The organism is Stenotrophomonas sp. YJH_SMC_135, assembly GCF_059372355.1.
The window spans coordinates 16894-34154 of the sequence record NZ_JCAFVN010000010.1; the positions used below are offsets into that span (position 1 = coordinate 16894).

The 17261-nt window shown below is 65.6% G+C and carries 13 protein-coding genes; 8 read left to right on the plus strand and 5 right to left on the minus strand.

Annotated elements, in window-relative coordinates; all coding sequences use genetic code 11:
* Positions 1 to 37: 37 nt before the first annotated feature.
* A complete protein-coding gene (aat, locus tag AC5P98_RS20875) occupies positions 38 to 778 on the minus strand; it encodes a leucyl/phenylalanyl-tRNA--protein transferase (protein WP_014647084.1) in 741 nt (246 codons plus the stop codon).
* Between the two features lie 65 nt (positions 779 to 843).
* A complete protein-coding gene (locus AC5P98_RS20880; protein WP_049406342.1) occupies positions 844 to 1968 on the minus strand; it encodes a GNAT family N-acetyltransferase in 1125 nt (374 codons plus the stop codon).
* 191 nt (positions 1969 to 2159) lie between these two features.
* Between AC5P98_RS20880 and AC5P98_RS20885 the strand changes: the two genes are divergently transcribed.
* Positions 2160 to 3668 (plus strand): N-acetylmuramoyl-L-alanine amidase family protein, encoded by a 1509-nt coding sequence (locus AC5P98_RS20885; RefSeq protein WP_495230202.1) that lies wholly within the window; start codon positions 2160 to 2162, stop codon positions 3666 to 3668.
* Positions 3669 to 3761: 93 nt separating this feature from the next.
* Here AC5P98_RS20885 and trxB read toward each other — a convergent pair whose 3' ends face one another.
* Positions 3762 to 4733, minus strand: coding sequence for a thioredoxin-disulfide reductase (gene trxB / locus AC5P98_RS20890; protein WP_014647087.1), 972 nt, complete (start codon positions 4731 to 4733; stop codon positions 3762 to 3764).
* A 233-nt stretch (positions 4734 to 4966) separates the two neighbouring features.
* Here trxB and AC5P98_RS20895 point away from each other — a divergent pair, with 233 nt between their 5' ends.
* The 3 genes from AC5P98_RS20895 (at position 4967) to lolA (ending at position 10060) form a co-directional block, all read left to right on the plus strand.
* Positions 4967 to 7327 (plus strand): DNA translocase FtsK, encoded by a 2361-nt coding sequence (locus tag AC5P98_RS20895; protein ID WP_014647088.1) that lies wholly within the window; start codon positions 4967 to 4969, stop codon positions 7325 to 7327.
* 39 nt (positions 7328 to 7366) lie between these two features.
* Positions 7367 to 9310, plus strand: a complete 1944-nt coding sequence (locus tag AC5P98_RS20900) for a DUF3857 domain-containing protein (RefSeq protein ID WP_014647089.1) — start codon at positions 7367 to 7369, stop codon at positions 9308 to 9310.
* A gap of 111 nt (positions 9311 to 9421) precedes the next feature.
* Positions 9422 to 10060: an outer membrane lipoprotein periplasmic chaperone LolA gene (gene lolA, locus AC5P98_RS20905; RefSeq protein WP_005413289.1), complete on the plus strand. Its 639-nt coding sequence runs from the start codon at positions 9422 to 9424 to the stop codon at positions 10058 to 10060.
* 311 nt (positions 10061 to 10371) lie between these two features.
* On the opposite strand, the gene AC5P98_RS20910 is transcribed toward lolA, so the two are convergent.
* Positions 10372 to 11544: a hypothetical protein gene (locus AC5P98_RS20910; protein ID WP_049408157.1), complete on the minus strand. Its 1173-nt coding sequence runs from the start codon at positions 11542 to 11544 to the stop codon at positions 10372 to 10374.
* 579 nt (positions 11545 to 12123) lie between these two features.
* Here AC5P98_RS20910 and AC5P98_RS20915 point away from each other — a divergent pair.
* Both AC5P98_RS20915 and AC5P98_RS20920 read left to right on the plus strand, forming a co-directional pair.
* On the plus strand, positions 12124 to 13401 hold the full coding sequence (locus AC5P98_RS20915) for a replication-associated recombination protein A (protein WP_229653762.1): 1278 nt from the start codon (positions 12124 to 12126) through the stop codon (positions 13399 to 13401).
* Between the two features lie 225 nt (positions 13402 to 13626).
* Positions 13627 to 13998 carry a DUF805 domain-containing protein gene (locus AC5P98_RS20920; RefSeq protein ID WP_014647091.1) on the plus strand — a complete coding sequence of 124 codons (372 nt, stop codon included), beginning with the start codon at positions 13627 to 13629 and terminating at the stop codon, positions 13996 to 13998.
* 74 nt (positions 13999 to 14072) lie between these two features.
* Here the strand turns inward: AC5P98_RS20920 and AC5P98_RS20925 are convergent, their stop codons facing one another.
* On the minus strand, positions 14073 to 14447 hold the full coding sequence (locus tag AC5P98_RS20925; protein ID WP_049403897.1) for a hypothetical protein: 375 nt from the start codon (positions 14445 to 14447) through the stop codon (positions 14073 to 14075).
* A 282-nt stretch (positions 14448 to 14729) separates the two neighbouring features.
* Between AC5P98_RS20925 and AC5P98_RS20930 the strand changes: the two genes are divergently transcribed.
* Together AC5P98_RS20930 and AC5P98_RS20935 are read left to right on the plus strand one after the other, a co-directional pair.
* Entirely contained in the window at positions 14730 to 15758 is a 1029-nt protein-coding gene (locus tag AC5P98_RS20930; RefSeq protein ID WP_046430481.1) for an alpha/beta hydrolase, read from the plus strand.
* A gap of 122 nt (positions 15759 to 15880) precedes the next feature.
* A complete protein-coding gene (locus AC5P98_RS20935; protein ID WP_049403894.1) occupies positions 15881 to 17257 on the plus strand; it encodes a YncE family protein in 1377 nt (458 codons plus the stop codon).
* Positions 17258 to 17261 lie beyond the last annotated feature (4 nt).

Genomic DNA, 17261 nt, shown 5'->3' on the forward strand with positions numbered 1-17261 from the left:
ATTTTACGCGTGACCGGCCCAGCTTGCAAAGTTTGTGTTAACCCCCGGCCAAACGCTGTGCCGGCAGGCGTCCGACCGCCTGCGTCCACGGGCCTTCACGGCCGTCATGGCGCACCGCGTGGCGGACGTGCTGCAGGAACGCCGCGCGCGGCAGGTGCTCGGCGCCCATCCGCAGCAGGTGCGGATTCTCCACCTGGGCATCGATCAGCGCCCAGCCCCAGCCGTGAAGCGTGGATGCCAGCGCGGCCAGGGCGATCTTGGAGCCGCCGCTGGCGCCACTGAACATGCTCTCGCCGAAGAACATCGTTCCGATCGCCACCCCGTAGATGCCGCCGACCAGCGTCTGCCGGTCCCAGACCTCGAAGGAGTGGGCAAAGCCGAGGTCATGCAGCTGGCTGTAGGCCTCGACCATGTCGGGGCTGATCCAGGTGCCGTCCTGGCCGGGCCGCGGTGCCGCCGCACAGGCGCGCATCACCCGGCTGAAGGCGGTGTCGGCGGTGACCTCCCATGTGCTGCCGCGCAACTGGCGTCGGAAGCGGCTGGACAGATGCACGCCATCGGTACGGAACACCATGCGCGGGTCGGGCGACCACCACAGGATCGGCTCGCCCTCGCTGAACCATGGAAAGATGCCGCCCGCATACGCGTTGAGCAGGCGCGCCGGGTGCAGGTCGCCGCCCACGGCGAGCAGGCCGTCGGGCTGGCGCAGGGCGGTCTCGGCCGGCGGGAAGGGGGCGTCCGGCGCGTCGGCCAGGCGCCAGGGCAGCTGGCGGGTCATGCCGGCATTGTATTCGTCGCGGCCCCGCGTGAATGCTGCGGTAGATGCCAACCTTGGTTGGCAGGTCACCCGTCCGCGCGGAATGGGCTGTGCCCCAGCAGCTCCTGTTGGTAGCGCCGCACATCCCGTCGCTCCTGCCGGCACCACTCCTGCAACGCCTCGGCGAACTCCGCATCAGCCACCCAGTGCCGGCTGCGCACCAGCGTCGGCAGGAAACCGCGCGCCAGCTTGTGCTCTCCCTGTGCACCCGGCTCGAATCGGGCCAGGCCTTCGCGTAGGCAGTACTCGATGCCCTGGTAATAGCAGGCCTCGAAGTGCAGGCCGGGCAGGGTGGCGCCGCCCCAGTAGCGGCCGTACAGCGTGTCACCGCCGCGCAGGCACAGCGCGCCGGCAATCGGCTCGCCGTCCTGTTCGGCCAGGAACAGCACCAGCCCGCGACCCAATGAAATGGCCAGATGGCGCAGGAAGGCCTCGGTCAGGGCCGGGGCATTGCCGTATTCCAGGAAGGTCTGCAGGTAGAAGCGGTACATCGCCTGCAGGTCGGCGCGGCTGGCCTCGTCGCCATGCACCACGCGGAAGCTGATGCCCTGGCGGGCGACCTTGGCCCGTTCCTGGCGGATGTTCTTGCGGTGCTTGTGGTTCATCGCGCCGAGGAACTGGTCGAATGTCGCCCAGTCACTCGGGTTCTGCCACTGGAACTGCACGTCCTCGCGCAGCAGCCAGTCATCGCCGAACAGCGCCTCGTCCGCTGCGGCGTGGAAGTTGATATGGGCCGATGACACGGCCAGTGCCGGCAGTGCATCGCGCAACGCCGACAGCAGCGTGGTGCGCTCTGAATCGTGACGGGCCAGCAGGCGCGGCCCGGTGACCGGCGAGTACGGCACCGCGCCCAGCCATTTCGGGTAGTAGTCGCGGCCATGGCGGGCATAGGCGTTTGCCCAGGCATGGTCAAACACGAATTCACCGTGGGAGTTGGTCTTCAGGTAGCCCGGAATTGCGCCGACCAAGGTGTCGCCTTCCCAGAGCGTGAAGTGCCGGGGCTGCCAGCCCCAGTCCTCGCGTAGGCAGCCGTGCTGTTCCAGGCCGGAGAGGAAGGCGTGGCTGACGAACGGATTCTGGCCGTCGTGCAGGGCATCCCAGTCGGTGGCGGGAATGGACTGCAGGGAGTCGAGGAAGCGGGGGGAGGGCATGGTTGGCAAGGATAGGCCAGGTGGATCGCGAACGGTGCTGGCGGGGCTGGGTTGGTTTGTTCCGGTCGGGGTTGAGGAAAGTTTGAATTGTCCATCCGTGTGCGCTTGGTTGCGGAATGCCTGAATGCACAGGGGCAGAGTGAGCTGCGCCGCTGGAGCGGTGCATTCACTCTTTGCAGGGAGTAGCCAAAATGAACCAGAAATTTCGCCTTGGATCCCTTTCTGTCCTGCTGTCTCTTCTGGGTGGCGGACTGTTGATAAGCCCCGCGCAGGCCGTTGACGCTCCTCCTGCGGTGGAGCAGGACACTGGGCTCGACATCCTCTTGACCCAGAAGGCGCGCGACATTCTGGAGCGCGTTCGTCTCGTGGATGGCCAGGCACGTAGTCGCCGGGTTGAGGTATCAGCAGATATCGCCAACGGTGTAGTGACCGTGGCGCTGGATCGTGACTTCGTTCCTGCCGATTACGGACCGTCGTTCGAGGATCAGCGAAGCGAGATCAGTTTTGGACTACTGCATTGGGCCGAGCAGGTGGCGCCGTTCAGTCGTGTCGTTTTTCTGTATGACGGGAAAGAGATCGAATACTACTTTCCTGAGATAAAGGCTGCGGACGATGCGGCGCGGAAAGCGGGGGATGCGCTGAGGCGGATGCGTGGAACGCCTGGGTCCGGGATGGCATTTGTCGCAGCCGGCCATGGGTATTTCTACAGCTACAAGGACAACCGGTGGGTGACCTCAAGGGATGAATGGAATGGCGTCTCCGAGGGGTTGTTGACTCCGTCGTACGCTGCGGAGCTGAAGGCGATGATCGAGCAAAGGAGCCAAATGCCTGTCGTCCGTCCGCGCGTTCAGATCACGGGAACGACTCATCCTCCGAGTGGTGAGGAGTGGTGGACCATAGCTGCGCGCTACGCGATTGCCGAGCAGTATCCGGCCGAGACAAAGATATGGAACACGTACGCAGGCAGTACGCTTTGGGATCGGGAGGAGCGTGAAGACATCAACAGTCGGCCGCTTCTCGCAAACCACCACGGAGCTGAGGTAGCGATTCATCTGCACAGCAATGGAGAACCCTCGGGGGCCGCGCGCGGTACTCGTGTGATCGTGCAACCTGGTAGGCCGATGGATGCTGCCCTTGCACAGAGTGTCCTGTGCTCGATGAAGGAGCTGATTCACTCGGTTCCGGAGTATGCCGATTTTTCGGTAGCCCCAGCTCCCCACGCTGAAAACAAAGGGGAGAATCGTGAAGCAAAGATGCCGTCAATCATTGTTGAGACGGCTCTTCATACCAATCCGGATGATGCCAAGGCCCTCCAGGACCCCGTCTTCCGCTCGGCGGCGATGAAAGGGGTGGAGAAGGGCTATCGCCTGTGGGCACAGGGCAAGGCCTGTGAGCCTTTGACGCTTCACCCCCTTCCCGATGTCGAGGTTCCGCTGCAGGCGGTGCGCGAGCTGACAGTGGGTTTCGCGGGCAATCCCCAGTACCCCCTGGAACTTGAAGTGGCCGTGGCAGATTGCGACCGGCCCGGATACTGCACGCCGTGGAAGGGCCGCTTTGAAGATCCGGATGCGCCGGTGAAGTTCGAAGTGAGCTGCTCCTCCACGGAGCCCGGCTCAGTCCGCTGGAATGTCCTGTTGCGCGATGCGGACGATGTCGTCGCGGCACCGGTGGCGTTCACCCAGTCCTGCGTCCGGGCCTGAGTGGTGCCTGGAGCGGGTAGAAGGGTTGCGAAAACGGGCGCTTGCGCGCCCGTTTTCCTTAGTCGAGCATAGCTCGACTCTACAAACCACCGGTCAGCTGGCCTTGCCCTGCGCGTCCAGGTAGCGCTCGGCGTCCAGTGCGGCCATGCAGCCGAAGCCGGCCGAGGTGATCGCCTGGCGGTAGTGTTGATCGGCCACGTCGCCGGCGGCGAACACGCCTTCCACCGAGGTCTGGGTAGCGTTGCCGCCCAGGCCCGAACGGATTTCCAGGTAGCCGTTGTTCATCGCCAGCTGGCCGTCGAACAGGGTGGTGTTCGGGTGGTGGCCGATGGCCACGAAGAAGCCGTGAGCATCGATGTCGCGGGTGCCGCCGTCCAGGGTGGACTTCACGCGCACGCCGGTCACGCCGGCATCGTTGCCCAGCACTTCCTCCACCTGGTGGTGCCAGACGGTCTCGATCTTGCCTTCGGCCACCTTCCTGAACAGCTTGTCCTGCATGATCTTCTCCGCCTTCAGGGTGTCGCGGCGGTGGACCAGGTAGACCTTGCGGGCGATGTTGGACAGGTACAGGGCCTCTTCCACCGCGGTGTTGCCGCCGCCGACCACGACCACGTCCTGGTCGCGGTAGAAGAAGCCGTCACAGGTGGCACAGGCGGACACGCCGCGGCCCTTGAACTCGTCTTCGGTCGGGATGCCCAGGTACTTGGCGGTGGCGCCGGTGGCGATGATCAGCGCGTCGCAGGTGTACTCGTGGCTGTCGCCGATCAGCTTGAACGGGCGCTGCGACAGGTCGGCGGTGTGGATGTGGTCGAAGATGACCTCGGTCTCGAAGCGCTCGGCGTGGGCCTGCATGCGCGCCATCAGGTCCGGGCCCATCAGGCCGTGGGCGTCACCCGGCCAGTTGTCCACCTCGGTGGTGGTCATCAGCTGGCCGCCCTGCTGCAGGCCGGTGATGACGACCGGCTTCAGGTTGGCACGGGCGGCGTAGACGGCGGCGGTCCAGCCGGCCGGTCCGGAACCGAGGATGACGAGGCGCTGGTGGCGGGAGGGCAGGCTGGTGCTCATGTAGACTCGCGAAAAGGTAGATGGGACAAGGCGCTGGCGATGTTTGCGCAGCATCCGTGGCTGGTCATAGAGTGGCGGCTGGGGCAGGGCGATTCAAGCCGATGAACAGAACGCCGTCATCCAGCGGTGGTTTCGGCCCTGTCCGGGCCCGGTCAGAAGTCGCATAACTGAAAACTGACGCCGTCTCATTTATTATCAATCACTAACAGCGCATTCCAAAGGTATGGTCTAAGGTGGCGAAGCAGGTCCCTGAACGCTCCAAGTCGGACGACAGCAAGGCGTCACGTCGCACGGCCGCGGCGGCGACGACCGACAATCCACGCCGCCAGCGCCTCTGGCGCGACCTGGGCCTGATCGCGATCGCGCCAGCCCTGCTCTATCTGGCGGCGAGTCTTTTCACCTATTCAGCGACGGATCCGGGCTGGTCGCATACCGGCAGCGTAGTCGCGCCGGTGCACAACCTCGGTGGTCGCGCGGGCGCCTGGATCGCCGACGTGCTGCTGCAGTTGTTCGGCTACATCGCCTTCCTGCTGCCGGTGGTGCTCGGTGCGCTGTCTTGGATTGCCATGTTCGGCCTCAAGCGCGAGAGCAAGGGCGAGAACGACCTGGACCCGGCGCTGCGCCTGGTCGGCCTGGTGGGTTTCCTGATTGCTGGCACCGGCTTCCTGCATGTACGCCTGTTCAGTGGGGATGTCTCCAGCGCCGGCGGCATTCTCGGCAAGCTGGTTGGCAATTCGCTCACGGTGGGCTTCGGTGCGCTGGGCGCGAACCTGTTCGTGCTGGTGCTGCTGCTGGCCTCGATTACCCTGGCCACCGGGCTGTCCTGGTTCACGGTGATGGAAAAGATCGGCCGTGGCGTGATGTCGCTGGCACCGTTGCTGGCGCGCAAGAAGGAAGAAGTCACCGAGTGGCAGCAGACCCGCGTGATGCGCGAGGAGCGCCAGGAAGTGCGCAAGGCCGATGCCGAGGTCCGTGCCAAGCGCGAGCCGGTGAAGATCGAGCCGCGCCCGGAACCGGTGATCGAGAAGAGTGACCGGGCCAAGCGCGACACGCAGATCCCGATGTTCCGTGGCGTCAACGGCGACGGCTCGGACCTGCCGCCGTTGGCCCTGCTGGACGACCCCAAGCCGCAGCCGGTGGGCTACGACAAGGAAACCCTGGACGCGCTGTCACGGCAGATCGAGTTCAAGCTGAAGGATTTCCGCATCGACGCCCAGGTGGTCGGCGCCAATCCCGGCCCGGTCATCACCCGCTTCGAGATCGAGCCCGCGCCGGGCATCAAGGTCAGCCAGATCAGTTCGCTGGACAAGGACATCGCGCGCGGCCTGTCGGTGAAGTCGGTGCGCGTGGTCGACGTGATTCCGGGCAAGTCGGTGATCGGCCTGGAAATCCCCAACGTCACCCGCGAGATGATCTACCTGTCCGAGCTGTTGCGCTCGAAGGAATACGACAAGTCGGCCAGCGTGCTGACCCTGGCGCTGGGCAAGGACATTGCCGGGCGCTCGACCGTGGCCGATCTGGCGCGCATGCCGCACCTGCTGGTGGCCGGTACCACCGGTTCGGGCAAGTCGGTGGCGGTCAACGCGATGGTGCTGAGCCTGCTGTTCAAGGCCTCGCCGAAAGACCTGCGGATGCTGATGATCGACCCGAAGATGCTCGAGCTGAGCGTCTACCAGGGCATCCCGCACCTGCTGGCGCCGGTGGTCACCGACATGAAGGAGGCTGCCAACGGCCTGCGCTGGTGCGTGGCCGAGATGGAGCGCCGCTACAAGCTGATGAGCGCGGTGGGCGTGCGCAACCTGGCCGGCTTCAACAAGAAGGTGAAGGAAGCGCAGGATGCCGGCCAGCCGCTGATGGACCCGCTGTTCAAGCCGAACCCGGAGCTGGGCGAGGCGCCGCGTCCATTGGAGACGCTGCCGTTCATCGTCATCTTCATCGACGAATTCGCCGACATGATGATGATCGTCGGCAAGAAAGTGGAAGAGCTGATCGCGCGCCTGGCACAGAAAGCGCGTGCGGCGGGCATCCACCTGATCCTGGCCACGCAGCGCCCGTCGGTGGACGTGATCACCGGCCTGATCAAGGCCAACATCCCGACCCGTATCGCGTTCCAGGTCAGCTCCAAGATCGACTCGCGCACCATCCTCGACCAGTCCGGCGCGGAGACCCTGCTGGGCCACGGCGATATGCTGTACCTGCCGCCGGGCACCGCGCTGCCCGAGCGCGTGCATGGTGCGTTCGTGTCCGATGACGAAGTGCACCGCGTGGTCGAGCACCTCAAGGCGATGGGCCCGGCCGACTATATCGACGGGGTGCTGGACGAGGTGCAGACGATGGGCGACGGCGTGGTCGTCGGTGCCACCGGCCTGCCCGAGACCAGTGCGGCCGGCGACGAGTCCGACCCGCTGTATGACGAAGCGCTGCGGGTGGTCACCGAGACCCGCCGCGCCTCGATTTCCGGCGTGCAGCGCCGGCTGAAGATCGGCTACAACCGTGCAGCGCGACTGATCGAGGCCATGGAAGCGGCCGGCGTGGTCAGCCCGCCCGAGCACAACGGCGACCGCACGGTGCTGGCACCGCCGCCGCCGAAGTAAGGCCCGACGTATCCCCCACGACGTCCAAGGAACCGACGCATGCTTCACCCCGTACCAAGCGCGCTGGCGCTGGCGCTGGCAGCCTTCCTGGCTGCCGGCCCGGCACTGGCAGAAACCGCCACCTCCGCGCCCGCCACGGCGCCGCCTTCCACCAGCGGCGATACCGAAGCCAGCAATAATTTCAGCATTGTCCGTTACCGCGCCGACTATCAGGTGCGGCCGGATGCGGGCAATGTGCAGACCGAAACCTACGAAGTCCTGCTCAAGACCAAGGCTTCCGTCGAGCAGTTCAGCCAGGTGCGGCTGAGCTACAGCGAAAAGATGGAGACGCTGGAAGTGCTCGGTGCCTACACCATCACCGCCGATGGCCAGCGGCGCGACGTGCCGGCCGATCGCATCTACACCCAGGAGAGTTACTCCAGCGCCTCGGCGGCGATGTATGCCGACCGCAAGGTGCGGGTGATCGTGTTCCCGAACCTGGCCCCGGGCACGCGCCTGTACTACCAGGTGCGCCGCACCCAGGCCACGCCGTACTTCCCGGGCTATTTCGGCCTGTGGGAGACCTTCAACGTCTTCACCGAGTACGAAGACGCCGAGGTCACCCTGACTGCGCCGGCCAACCTGCCGATGTTCGTCGACAGCCGCGGCGTGCAGGGCAGCGATCGCCCGACGGTGAAGAACGGCCAGGCGCAGTGGCGCTGGCGCTACCAGCGGCGCGAAGCCATGCCGGCACAGAACTGGTCGGCGGCGGGCTGGGAGTTCGGCCCGAACATCATGGCCAGCACCTATCGTGACTGGTCGCAGATGGGACGCGCCTACCAGCTCAAGGCCGGCCCGGCGGCCGACGTGACTCCGGCGCTGCAGGCGCTGGCTGATGAAATCACCGCTGGCATCAGCGACCGGCGCGAGCAGGCCGATGCGCTGTACCGCTGGGTGGCGCAGAACATCCGCTATGTGGCGGTGTACCTGGGCAATGGCGGCCTGGAGCCGAACAGCGCGCAGAGCATCCTCGACAACCACTATGGTGACTGCAAGGACCATGTGACGATCCTCGAGGCACTGCTGGCAGCCAAGGGCATCGCCAGCTCGCCGGTGCTGATCGGTGCCGGCGGTGGCCCGACGCTGCCGAAGATTCCGGTGCTGGGCCGCTTCAACCACGCCATCACCTACATCCCGGAATTCGATCTGTACCTTGATTCGACCACCGCGTGGGCCCGCTTCGGGCAGCTGCCGGAAGGTGACCTGGGTGCGCCGGTGATGCGTACCCGCGACGCCTCGTTGGCGCGCACCCCGGCCAACACTCCAGAGCGCAACGCCACCTCGATGGAGGTGCGTTTCACCTTCGACGCCAACGGCAACCTGCGCGGCGAGACCATTCCGAAGCTTGGCGAGAACGCCGAGATCGGCATGCGCGCCCAGTTCTCCCAGCTCAATGCGCAGAACCGTGCGCGCGCCGAGGAGCAGATCATGGCCGCGTCCGGTTTCGACGGGCGAGGGCAGCTGCAGATCCAGGGCGTGCCGGTCGACCTGACCCGGCCGTTCGGCTATCGCATGGCCTTCCAGGCCGAGGACTACGCCGACTTCAGCGTGGCCGGCGGCATGGCCGTGCCGGATCCGCCGGGCGGCGAGTCGGTGCGTGGCCTGTACGCCACCGCTTCTGCGCCGGCCAACGAGACGCCGTTCTACTGCAATGCCAGCCTGCGCGAGGAAACCTATCGCCTGCAGTTCCCGGCCAATGCGCCGATCATCGCCATCCCGGCCAACCAGCGTTTCACCAACGCCGCTGGCGAGTACCGCGTGGACTGGAGCCGCGAGGGGCAGGACGTGATCGTGCGCCATCGCCTGCAGCAGAACGCGGTGCGTGGCCCGGAGGCGCTGTGCCAGCCGCAGGACTACACCGCGTTCCGCGCGTTGTATCGCGAAGTGCGGCGTGGCTTCCGTGGCCAGGTGCTGTACGGCAAGCTGCCGGGCTCGGGCGGCTGAATCGCCCATGGACGTTCAGGGCGGCATAATGTCGCCCTGATCGCCCATTCATCTTTCCCCGGGCACACTGGCAACCACCTTTCCTGGCGCCCGCGCCCACAGGATTCCCGCATGAACTTCCGCTTCCGTCGTTTCCTTGCCACCACCACCCTGGCCGTGGCCTGCGCCGCCGCCGGCAGCGCCTGGGCAGGCGCCCGCGATGACCTGAAGACCTTCACCAGTGGCCTGAAGGGCTTGGATGGCCAGTTCAGCCAGCAGGTGTTCGACAGCCGCGGCAAGGTGAAGGAATCGACCAGTGGCCGCGTGGCCCTGTCGGCGCCGCGCCTGTTCCGCTGGGAATACGTACGCCCGCACGAGCAGTTGATCGTGGCCGACGGCAAGAAGGTCTGGATGTACGAACCGGACCTGGAGCAGGCCACCGTGCGCGAGCAGGGCAAGGAAGAGCAGAACAGCCCGCTGACCGCGCTGATCAACCCGGCGCTGCTGGAACAGCAGTACGACGTCAGTGAAGAGGCTGCGCAGCGCGACGGCCTGCAGTGGCTGTCGCTGTCGCCGAAGCGCGAGACCGAAGCCAGCTTCCAGTATGCCGCGCTGGGCTTCAACGCGCAGGGCCTGGCCAAGATGGAAATCACCGATGCGGTTGGCCAGCGTACCGTGATCAGCTTCAGTGGCTGGAAGCGCAACCCGGGCTTCGCGGCCGGCACCTTCAGCTTCACCCCGCCGAAGGGCACCGACGTCATCGGTAATTGACCTGTGGGCGGAGGCGCTTTGGTGGGTGTCAACCTTGGTTGACACGCTTTTGATCTGCCGGCCAGCGGCCGGCACTACCGATCCTGTGGCCTGATCTGCCGGGCATGGCCTGGCCCTACCTGCTCTGGTGGGTGCCAACCGGGACCGCCTTGGTGGGTGTCAACCTTGGTTGACATGTTTTGATCTGCCGGCCAGCGGCCGGCACTACCGACCCTTGCGGCCTGATCCGCCGGGCAGGGTTCGGCGCTGCCGCAATCCGACCTGACCCGCTCTGGTGGGTGCCAACCTTGGTTGGCACGCGCTCGGCCAGCTCATCCGTTGTCCGGGTGAACGATCACCTGCCACGCGGTGCCATCAAATCGAATCAGGTCCCAGGGCGTCAGCACCCACAGCACGCTACCGACGGAACTGATATCAACAATCGTTGCATCTATCAGTTCTTCGGGGATGCCTTCCAGCAACGGTTCAACTACGCCGGTTTCTAGACTGTAGACGTAGAGGCCGCCATTCTCAGAGCCGATGTAAACCTGTTGCTTGTACTGGCACACAGAGTTGAAGTTGATGCCTTCGCCGACCTCGTGTTGGAGGCACTCGAATCCAGTGGAGATGTCGCCCGTAACGATGGTGCCGTGCATTCCTACAAGGACGAGGCGGCCCTGGTCGGTCCTGCAAGCATGAAGCAGCTCCGCAGTAGTGGCTTGTTCGGGCACGGTCCAGCTCGAGCCATCCCAGTGCGCAATCAAGCCTTGGGAGCCGATTGCGTAGAGGTCAGCAAAGCCCGTTCCGCAGAGGTCGTTCACGCTGCCCACGCGGAACTCAGCGAGTAGCTGGTTGAATCGCTCATCCTCCCGGACATGGGTCATGTGGGCGCGCCAATCGGCGAATCTCCGGCGAAGCTCTGCGTCGCGTTCCATCGGATCTCGAGGAAGTGCGGGAGCATCGCCCAGTTCGAGCAGGTGGCCGAAATCTTCGAGCCAACTGTCGAAGTCATCCAGATCCGACTCGTCTTCGTCCTCCTCGCAGAAGGCAGTCGCGAATTGGGTTGGAAGCTGCCGCCATCCGCCGACGCCCCGATGATAGATCTGTCCTCTTGGGCCCGCGCAGAAAAGGGCGTCGCCCAGCAGTCGCAAACGGGTAAGACCTCCGGGGAAGTCGGCGCCTTCCGCCGAGACGTACTCGATCGTGGCCCCAGCACGGGAGTAATCTTCCAGCTGCCCATAGAAATCAAGGGCAAGCACACGACGGGGGCGACCGCCTTCTTCCTCTGGGACAAGCTCTGTGGACATGACCTGGAAGTCCTGCAGGTCATGGTAGAACCACTCCTCTTTGGGGGTGCGGCCAAAGACGAACATGCGGGTGGGTGGGCCTGGATCCGGGTCGTAGTATTCATGCCCAGGGCCAAGGGCTGCAGCCAGATAGTAGATGTCCGCATCGACCGCGCAGCCAGCAATGAACTCAAGGACATTGGATTCGGGATCGCGCACGAGTGGGGCCTGGATGGTTGAGCTGCAAATTCTCGGCTACTGATGAGGATGCATGGCCCCCGGGAAAGGGTGTTCCATGTGAATCAGTGGCTTACCGATGAATTGGTTGCGGCGGTTTCGGCTCATTTCCGACACATTGGCGGGCTGCCGGCCAGCGGCCGGCACTACCGATCCTGTGGCCTGATCTGCCGGCAGGGTTCGGTGCTGTCTGCTCTGGCTGGTGTCAACCGGCACCGTCATGGTGGGTGTCAACCTTGGTTGACACGCTCTTGATCTGCCGGCCAGCGGCCGGCACTACCACCCGTGCGGCCTGATCGCCGGCATGGCCCGGCGCTTTCTGCTCTGGTGGGTTTCAACCGGGACCGCCTTGGTGGGTGTCAACCTTGGTTGACATGCCTTTGATCTGCCGGCCAGCGGCCGGCACTACCAGACATCGCGTCCCGCCCGCCGGGCACGGCCCGGCGCTACCGTTGGGCGGCGCGGTACAATGACCGGGTGCCAAGACATCGCTCCACTTCATTCCCCGGACCCGATCTGCTGAGCGTCGATCGGGAACACCTGCGCCCGCTGGCCGAGCGCATGCGGCCGCGCACTCTCGACGAAATGGTTGGGCAGAAGCGCCTGCTGGCGCCGGACAGTGCGCTGCGCCGCGCGGTCGAATCCGGTCGCGTGCATTCGATGATCCTGTGGGGGCCACCGGGCTGCGGCAAGACCACGCTGGCGCTGCTGCTGGCCGAGTACGCCGATGCGGAATTCCGCGCCATCTCTGCCGTGCTGTCCGGCCTGCCGGAGGTGCGCCAGGTGTTGGCCGAGGCCGCGCAGCGTTTCGCCGAAGGCCGGCGCACCGTGTTGTTCGTGGATGAGGTGCATCGCTTCAACAAGGCGCAGCAGGACGCGTTCCTGCCGCATATCGAGCGCGGCACGATCCTGTTCGTCGGTGCCACCACCGAGAATCCGTCGTTCGAGTTGAATTCCGCATTGCTGTCGCGTTGCCGCGTGCATGTCCTGGAAGGCGTTTCGCCCACCGACATCGTCGAGGCGCTGGAACGTGCGCTGGGGGATCGCGAGCGCGGCCTGGGCGAAGAGGGTATCGAGGTCGCCCCCGAACTGCTTCTGGAAATCGCCACCGCTGCCGATGGTGATGTGCGCCGTGCGCTGACCCTGTTGGAAATCGCCGCGGAACTGGCGGGCGGGGAGGGAGGGCGCATCACGCCGCAGACCCTGACCCAGGTGCTGGCCGATCGCACCCGTCGCTTCGACAAGGGCGGCGAGCAGTTCTACGACCAGATCTCGGCGCTGCACAAGTCGGTACGCAGCTCCAACCCGGATGCCGCGCTGTACTGGCTGACCCGCATGCTCGATGGTGGCTGCGACCCGTCCTACCTGGCGCGCCGGCTGACCCGCATGGCCATCGAGGATATCGGCCTGGCCGATCCGCGCGCGCAGAGCATGGCGCTGGAAGCCTGGGACATCTACGAGCGGCTGGGCAGCCCGGAAGGCGAGCTGGCGTTCGCGCAGCTGGTGCTTTACCTGGCCAGCACCGCCAAGTCGAACGCCGGCTATGCCGCCTTCAACCAGGCCAAGGCCGACGTGCGCGAGAGTGGTACCGAAGAAGTGCCGCTGCACCTGCGCAATGCACCGACCAAGCTGATGAAGGAGCTCGGCTACGGCGCCGAGTACCAGTACGACCATGACGCCGAGGGTGGCATCGCGCTGGACCAGACGGGTTTCCCGGATGCGATGGGCGAACGGGTGTACTACAACCCCGTGCCGCGTGGCCTGGAAATCAAGCTGAAGGAAAAGCTGGACCGGCTGCGTGCCGAGCGCGAAGCGGCGAGGGCGGCAAAGGGTCGCTGACCCGGTTTATGTAGCGTCGAGCCGCGCTCGACTCCGCTCTGGACCGAGCCAGCAGCGCCTGCGGCAACGGCAGCCGAGCATGGGCTCGGCTCTACAGGGCCAACGGCAGCCGAGCATGGGCTCGGCTCTACAGGGCCAATGGCAGCCGAGCATGGCTCGGCTCCACATTGTTCCCGGCGGCGGTCTTTGGCACACTGCGCGGCCACTTTTTCAAGGATTGATGCCGTGCAGGAAATGATTCTGCCGTTGAAGCGCTACGCCCAGTTCGAGGGGCGTGCCAACCGTCGTGAGTACTGGATGTTCCAGCTGTTCATGCTGATCGTCTCCGCCGTCCTGATGGTGCCGCTCGTTGCCGGGCTGGTGATGCAGTCCGACGTCCTGGGCATCGCGTCGATCATCCTGTTTGTCGTGTTCTGGCTGGCCACGTTCGTGCCGGTCATCGCCGTCACCGTGCGCCGCCTGCACGACTGCAACCAGTCGGGCTGGATGTACCTGCTGGCCTTCGTTCCGTTCGGCGGCCTGGTGATCTTCGTATTCGCGCTGCTGCCGGGCACGCCGCAGGAAAATGCTTATGGTCCGGTGCCTTCGGGGCCGTGACATTTCGCGAGTCGGGCATGGCTCGACTCGACAAGAGGCAAAGAAAAGAAGCCGGCATTTCGCCGGCTTCGTCTTTACTTGATGGTGCAGTCGCCGAAGGACAGGTAGTCCGTGCCGGAACTGAACTGCAGCGTGCAGCTGGCGGTGAACGTCGCGCCTTCTTCCAGTGCGCCCAGCTTGGCCGCCTGCTGTTCGTCGTCGCTGGTCAGTCGGGCCAGGACATTGCCCTGGTCGTCGCCGGCCTCGATCAGCGGCTCGCCCGCCAGGTTGCTGGAAACGCTCAGGGCTACGGCAGTGAATGTCACCGTCTGGTTGAGTTGGTCCATGCCCAGTGACGAATTGCCGGCTTCTTCAAAGGCCTGGTAGAGCGTTGACAGGTCCTGTGCGGCATGGGCGGCCAGCGGCGCAAGCAGGCCGAGGGAGAGGGCGATCAGGGTGGTGTGCTTCAAGGGAGTCTCACAATCATGGGATCCAATCCCATGCCGGTTGTGTGCAGATGAACGCGACCCGGATGGCGGCAAGTGCCCGCCATCCATGGCTGCGCTGGAAGCGGGGCGATCCAATGCCCCGATGGGCGGCAAAATAGGGGAATTGCTGCCCCCTTGCGCAACCCGGGCATGCGCGCGCGTGATACACAGCGTGACGTTTGATCGATGTGATAATCATTCGCGTTTAAGGTAGACTGCGGTCCCTTGTGAACCGGCGGCCCTGGGCCGCTTCTGCCGCCGCTGATGAAGCACTTTGTTCCGCCTTCGCGCCGTGGTCCGCTGGCCCGCGGCTTGGCCGCCTTGATGATGGGTCTGCTCCTGGCCACCCCATATGCCCATGCACAGCAGCGCAACCCGCTGCAGAAGATCGGCCGCACCGTGCTCGACGAGCCTGCGGCCAGCTATCGCTTCGAGCATTTCGTGGTGGACAGCCCGGACCAGCAGCGCCGTTGGCGGGTGAACCTGGCGATCCCGGCCAAGGCCGGCAAGGTGTCCTCTCCGGTGCTGTACGCGCTGGACGGCAACGCCGTCGCGATGGTCCTGGATCAGCCGTTGCTGGCCGAGCTGGCCGCGCGCAAGGCGCCGCCGGTGCTGGTGCTGATCGGCTACGACAACGACCTGCGCATCGATTCCAAGGCGCGCACCCGCGACTACACCGCGTGGATCGACCGCGCCGACGATGAGAGCGGTACGACCCAGGCGGTCGGCGGTGGGGCTGCCGCGTTCCTGGATGTGATCGAGCGCCGCATCAAGCCGGAAGTGGAGCGTCGCGCACGCATCGACACGCAGCAGCAAGCGCTGTGGGGCCACTCACTGGGTGGATTGTTCGTGCTCAATGCGCTGTACACGCGTCCGGCCGCCTTCCAGTCCTATCTGGCCGCCAGCCCGTCGCTGTGGTGGAGCCAGGGTGCGGCGCTGGGGGATCCGGAACAACAGTTCGTGCAGAACGTGCACGGCCAACCGGCAAGGCTCTGGCTGATGCTGGGCGGTGCCGAGCGTGTCGGTGATCGCGGCAAGCGCGACATGAACAATCCGCGCGTGGTCGCGCACCTGCGCCGCATCGGTGGCGCCACCCCGGATGCGGCGATGCAGCTGTCCGAGCGCTTGGGCAAGGTGCCGGGCCTGAGCGTGCAGTACCGCGAGTTCCCCGGCCTTGGCCACGGCCCGATGCTGCCGGCGTCCTTCCATGCGGCGCTGCATGAGCTGTACGGCGTGACCGATCGCAGCGCCGGCGATGGCGCGCCCAATGGCGGTGACAACGCCGCCGAATGAATCCCTTCGCACGCGCTGCCGTGCGACCCCACTACCCAGGCGAGGCTGCCGACGTGCAGCGGCCCAGGCAACCGATGACCCCCGCGCCACGTGGCGCGGCCTACGTGTGCAAGGAGCCTGCCATGTCGTTCCATCCGTCTCTCCGTCTTACCTCTCTCGCTGCCGGCCTGCTGCTGGCGGTGACCGCCACCGCGCAGCCGGTGTTCGACCAGCCGGCCAACGCCACCTTCAAGGGTGAGGTCGTCTCACGCGGTGAGAACGTGGTTCCCGGCAGCACCGCCGACGTGGTCGGCCGTGGTTTCGTGCCGGGCCAGAAGGTCAGCCTGCTGCGTGGCGACAGCGTGCTCAACGCACAGCCGCTGGTGGTCGATGCCGATGGCAACTTCAAGACCCAGCTGAGCATTCCGGCCGACGCGGTGCCGGGCACCCACCCGGTGGTGGTACGTGCCAGCCAGCCGGCTGCGGCCACGGTGCTGAAGCTGCGCGTGTCGCCGCAGCTGCCGCTGTCCGGCCAGGCGCAGTTCGCCACCCGGTCCAGCAAGCTGGTGCCGGGCCTGTACCAGTCCGCCTACAGCGCCGCCAGCGATGCGGTGTTCGTGACCTCGGCCGTGGGCCGCCCGCCGGTGACCCAGTCGCAGCTGCTGAAGCTGGACCCGACGTCGCTGAAGGTGACCAGGGCGATCACCCCGGCGCAGGTACCGGGCAGCACCAATGGCGCGGTCTATGCGGTCTACGGCGTGGGCGTGGATGACACCAACGGCAACGTCTGGGTCACCAACACCCGCCAGAACTCGATCGCGGTCTACCGGCAGAAGGACCTGTCGCTGGTCCACCAGTTCCCGGCCGACACTGTGCCGCACGCGCGCGACGTGGTGGTCGATGGCACCCGCGGCAAGGTGTTCGCCTCGGCGACGGGCGAGGACCACCTGTCGGTGTTCGACGCCAGGACCTTCAAGGAGCTGTCGCCGGTGACGCTGGAATCCGGCGTGGACGACGGCACGTTCACACCGATGAGCCTGGTGCTGGACGAGAAGGGCGGCAAGCTGTTCACCGTCAGCATCGGCACCCCGGAAGCGGCGGTGATCGATGTGGCCAGCGGCAAGGTCGAGAAGGTCATCGATCTGGGTAATTCGATCAGTGCCTCGGGCGTGGCCTTCGATGCGGCACGCAACCGCCTGTACGTCGCCTCGCAGGGCACCGACAACCTGCTGATCGTCGACGTGGCTGCCGGCAAGGTGCTGCATGACGTGCCGGTCGGCGCCGGTGCGCTGAACGTCGCCTTCGATGATGCCTCCGGCCTGGCCTATGTCAGCAACCGTGGCGCTGGCACGGTCACCGTGGTGAATGGTGACGGCAAGGTGGTCGCCAATCTTGATGGCGGCACGCTGCCGAACCACGTCCGCGCCGATGGCAAGGGCAACGTGTTCGCGGTGAACAAGTCGCGCGGCGCTGAGGACCCGAAGGGTGACCGCATCACCCGCATCACCCCGAAGCAGTAAGTCA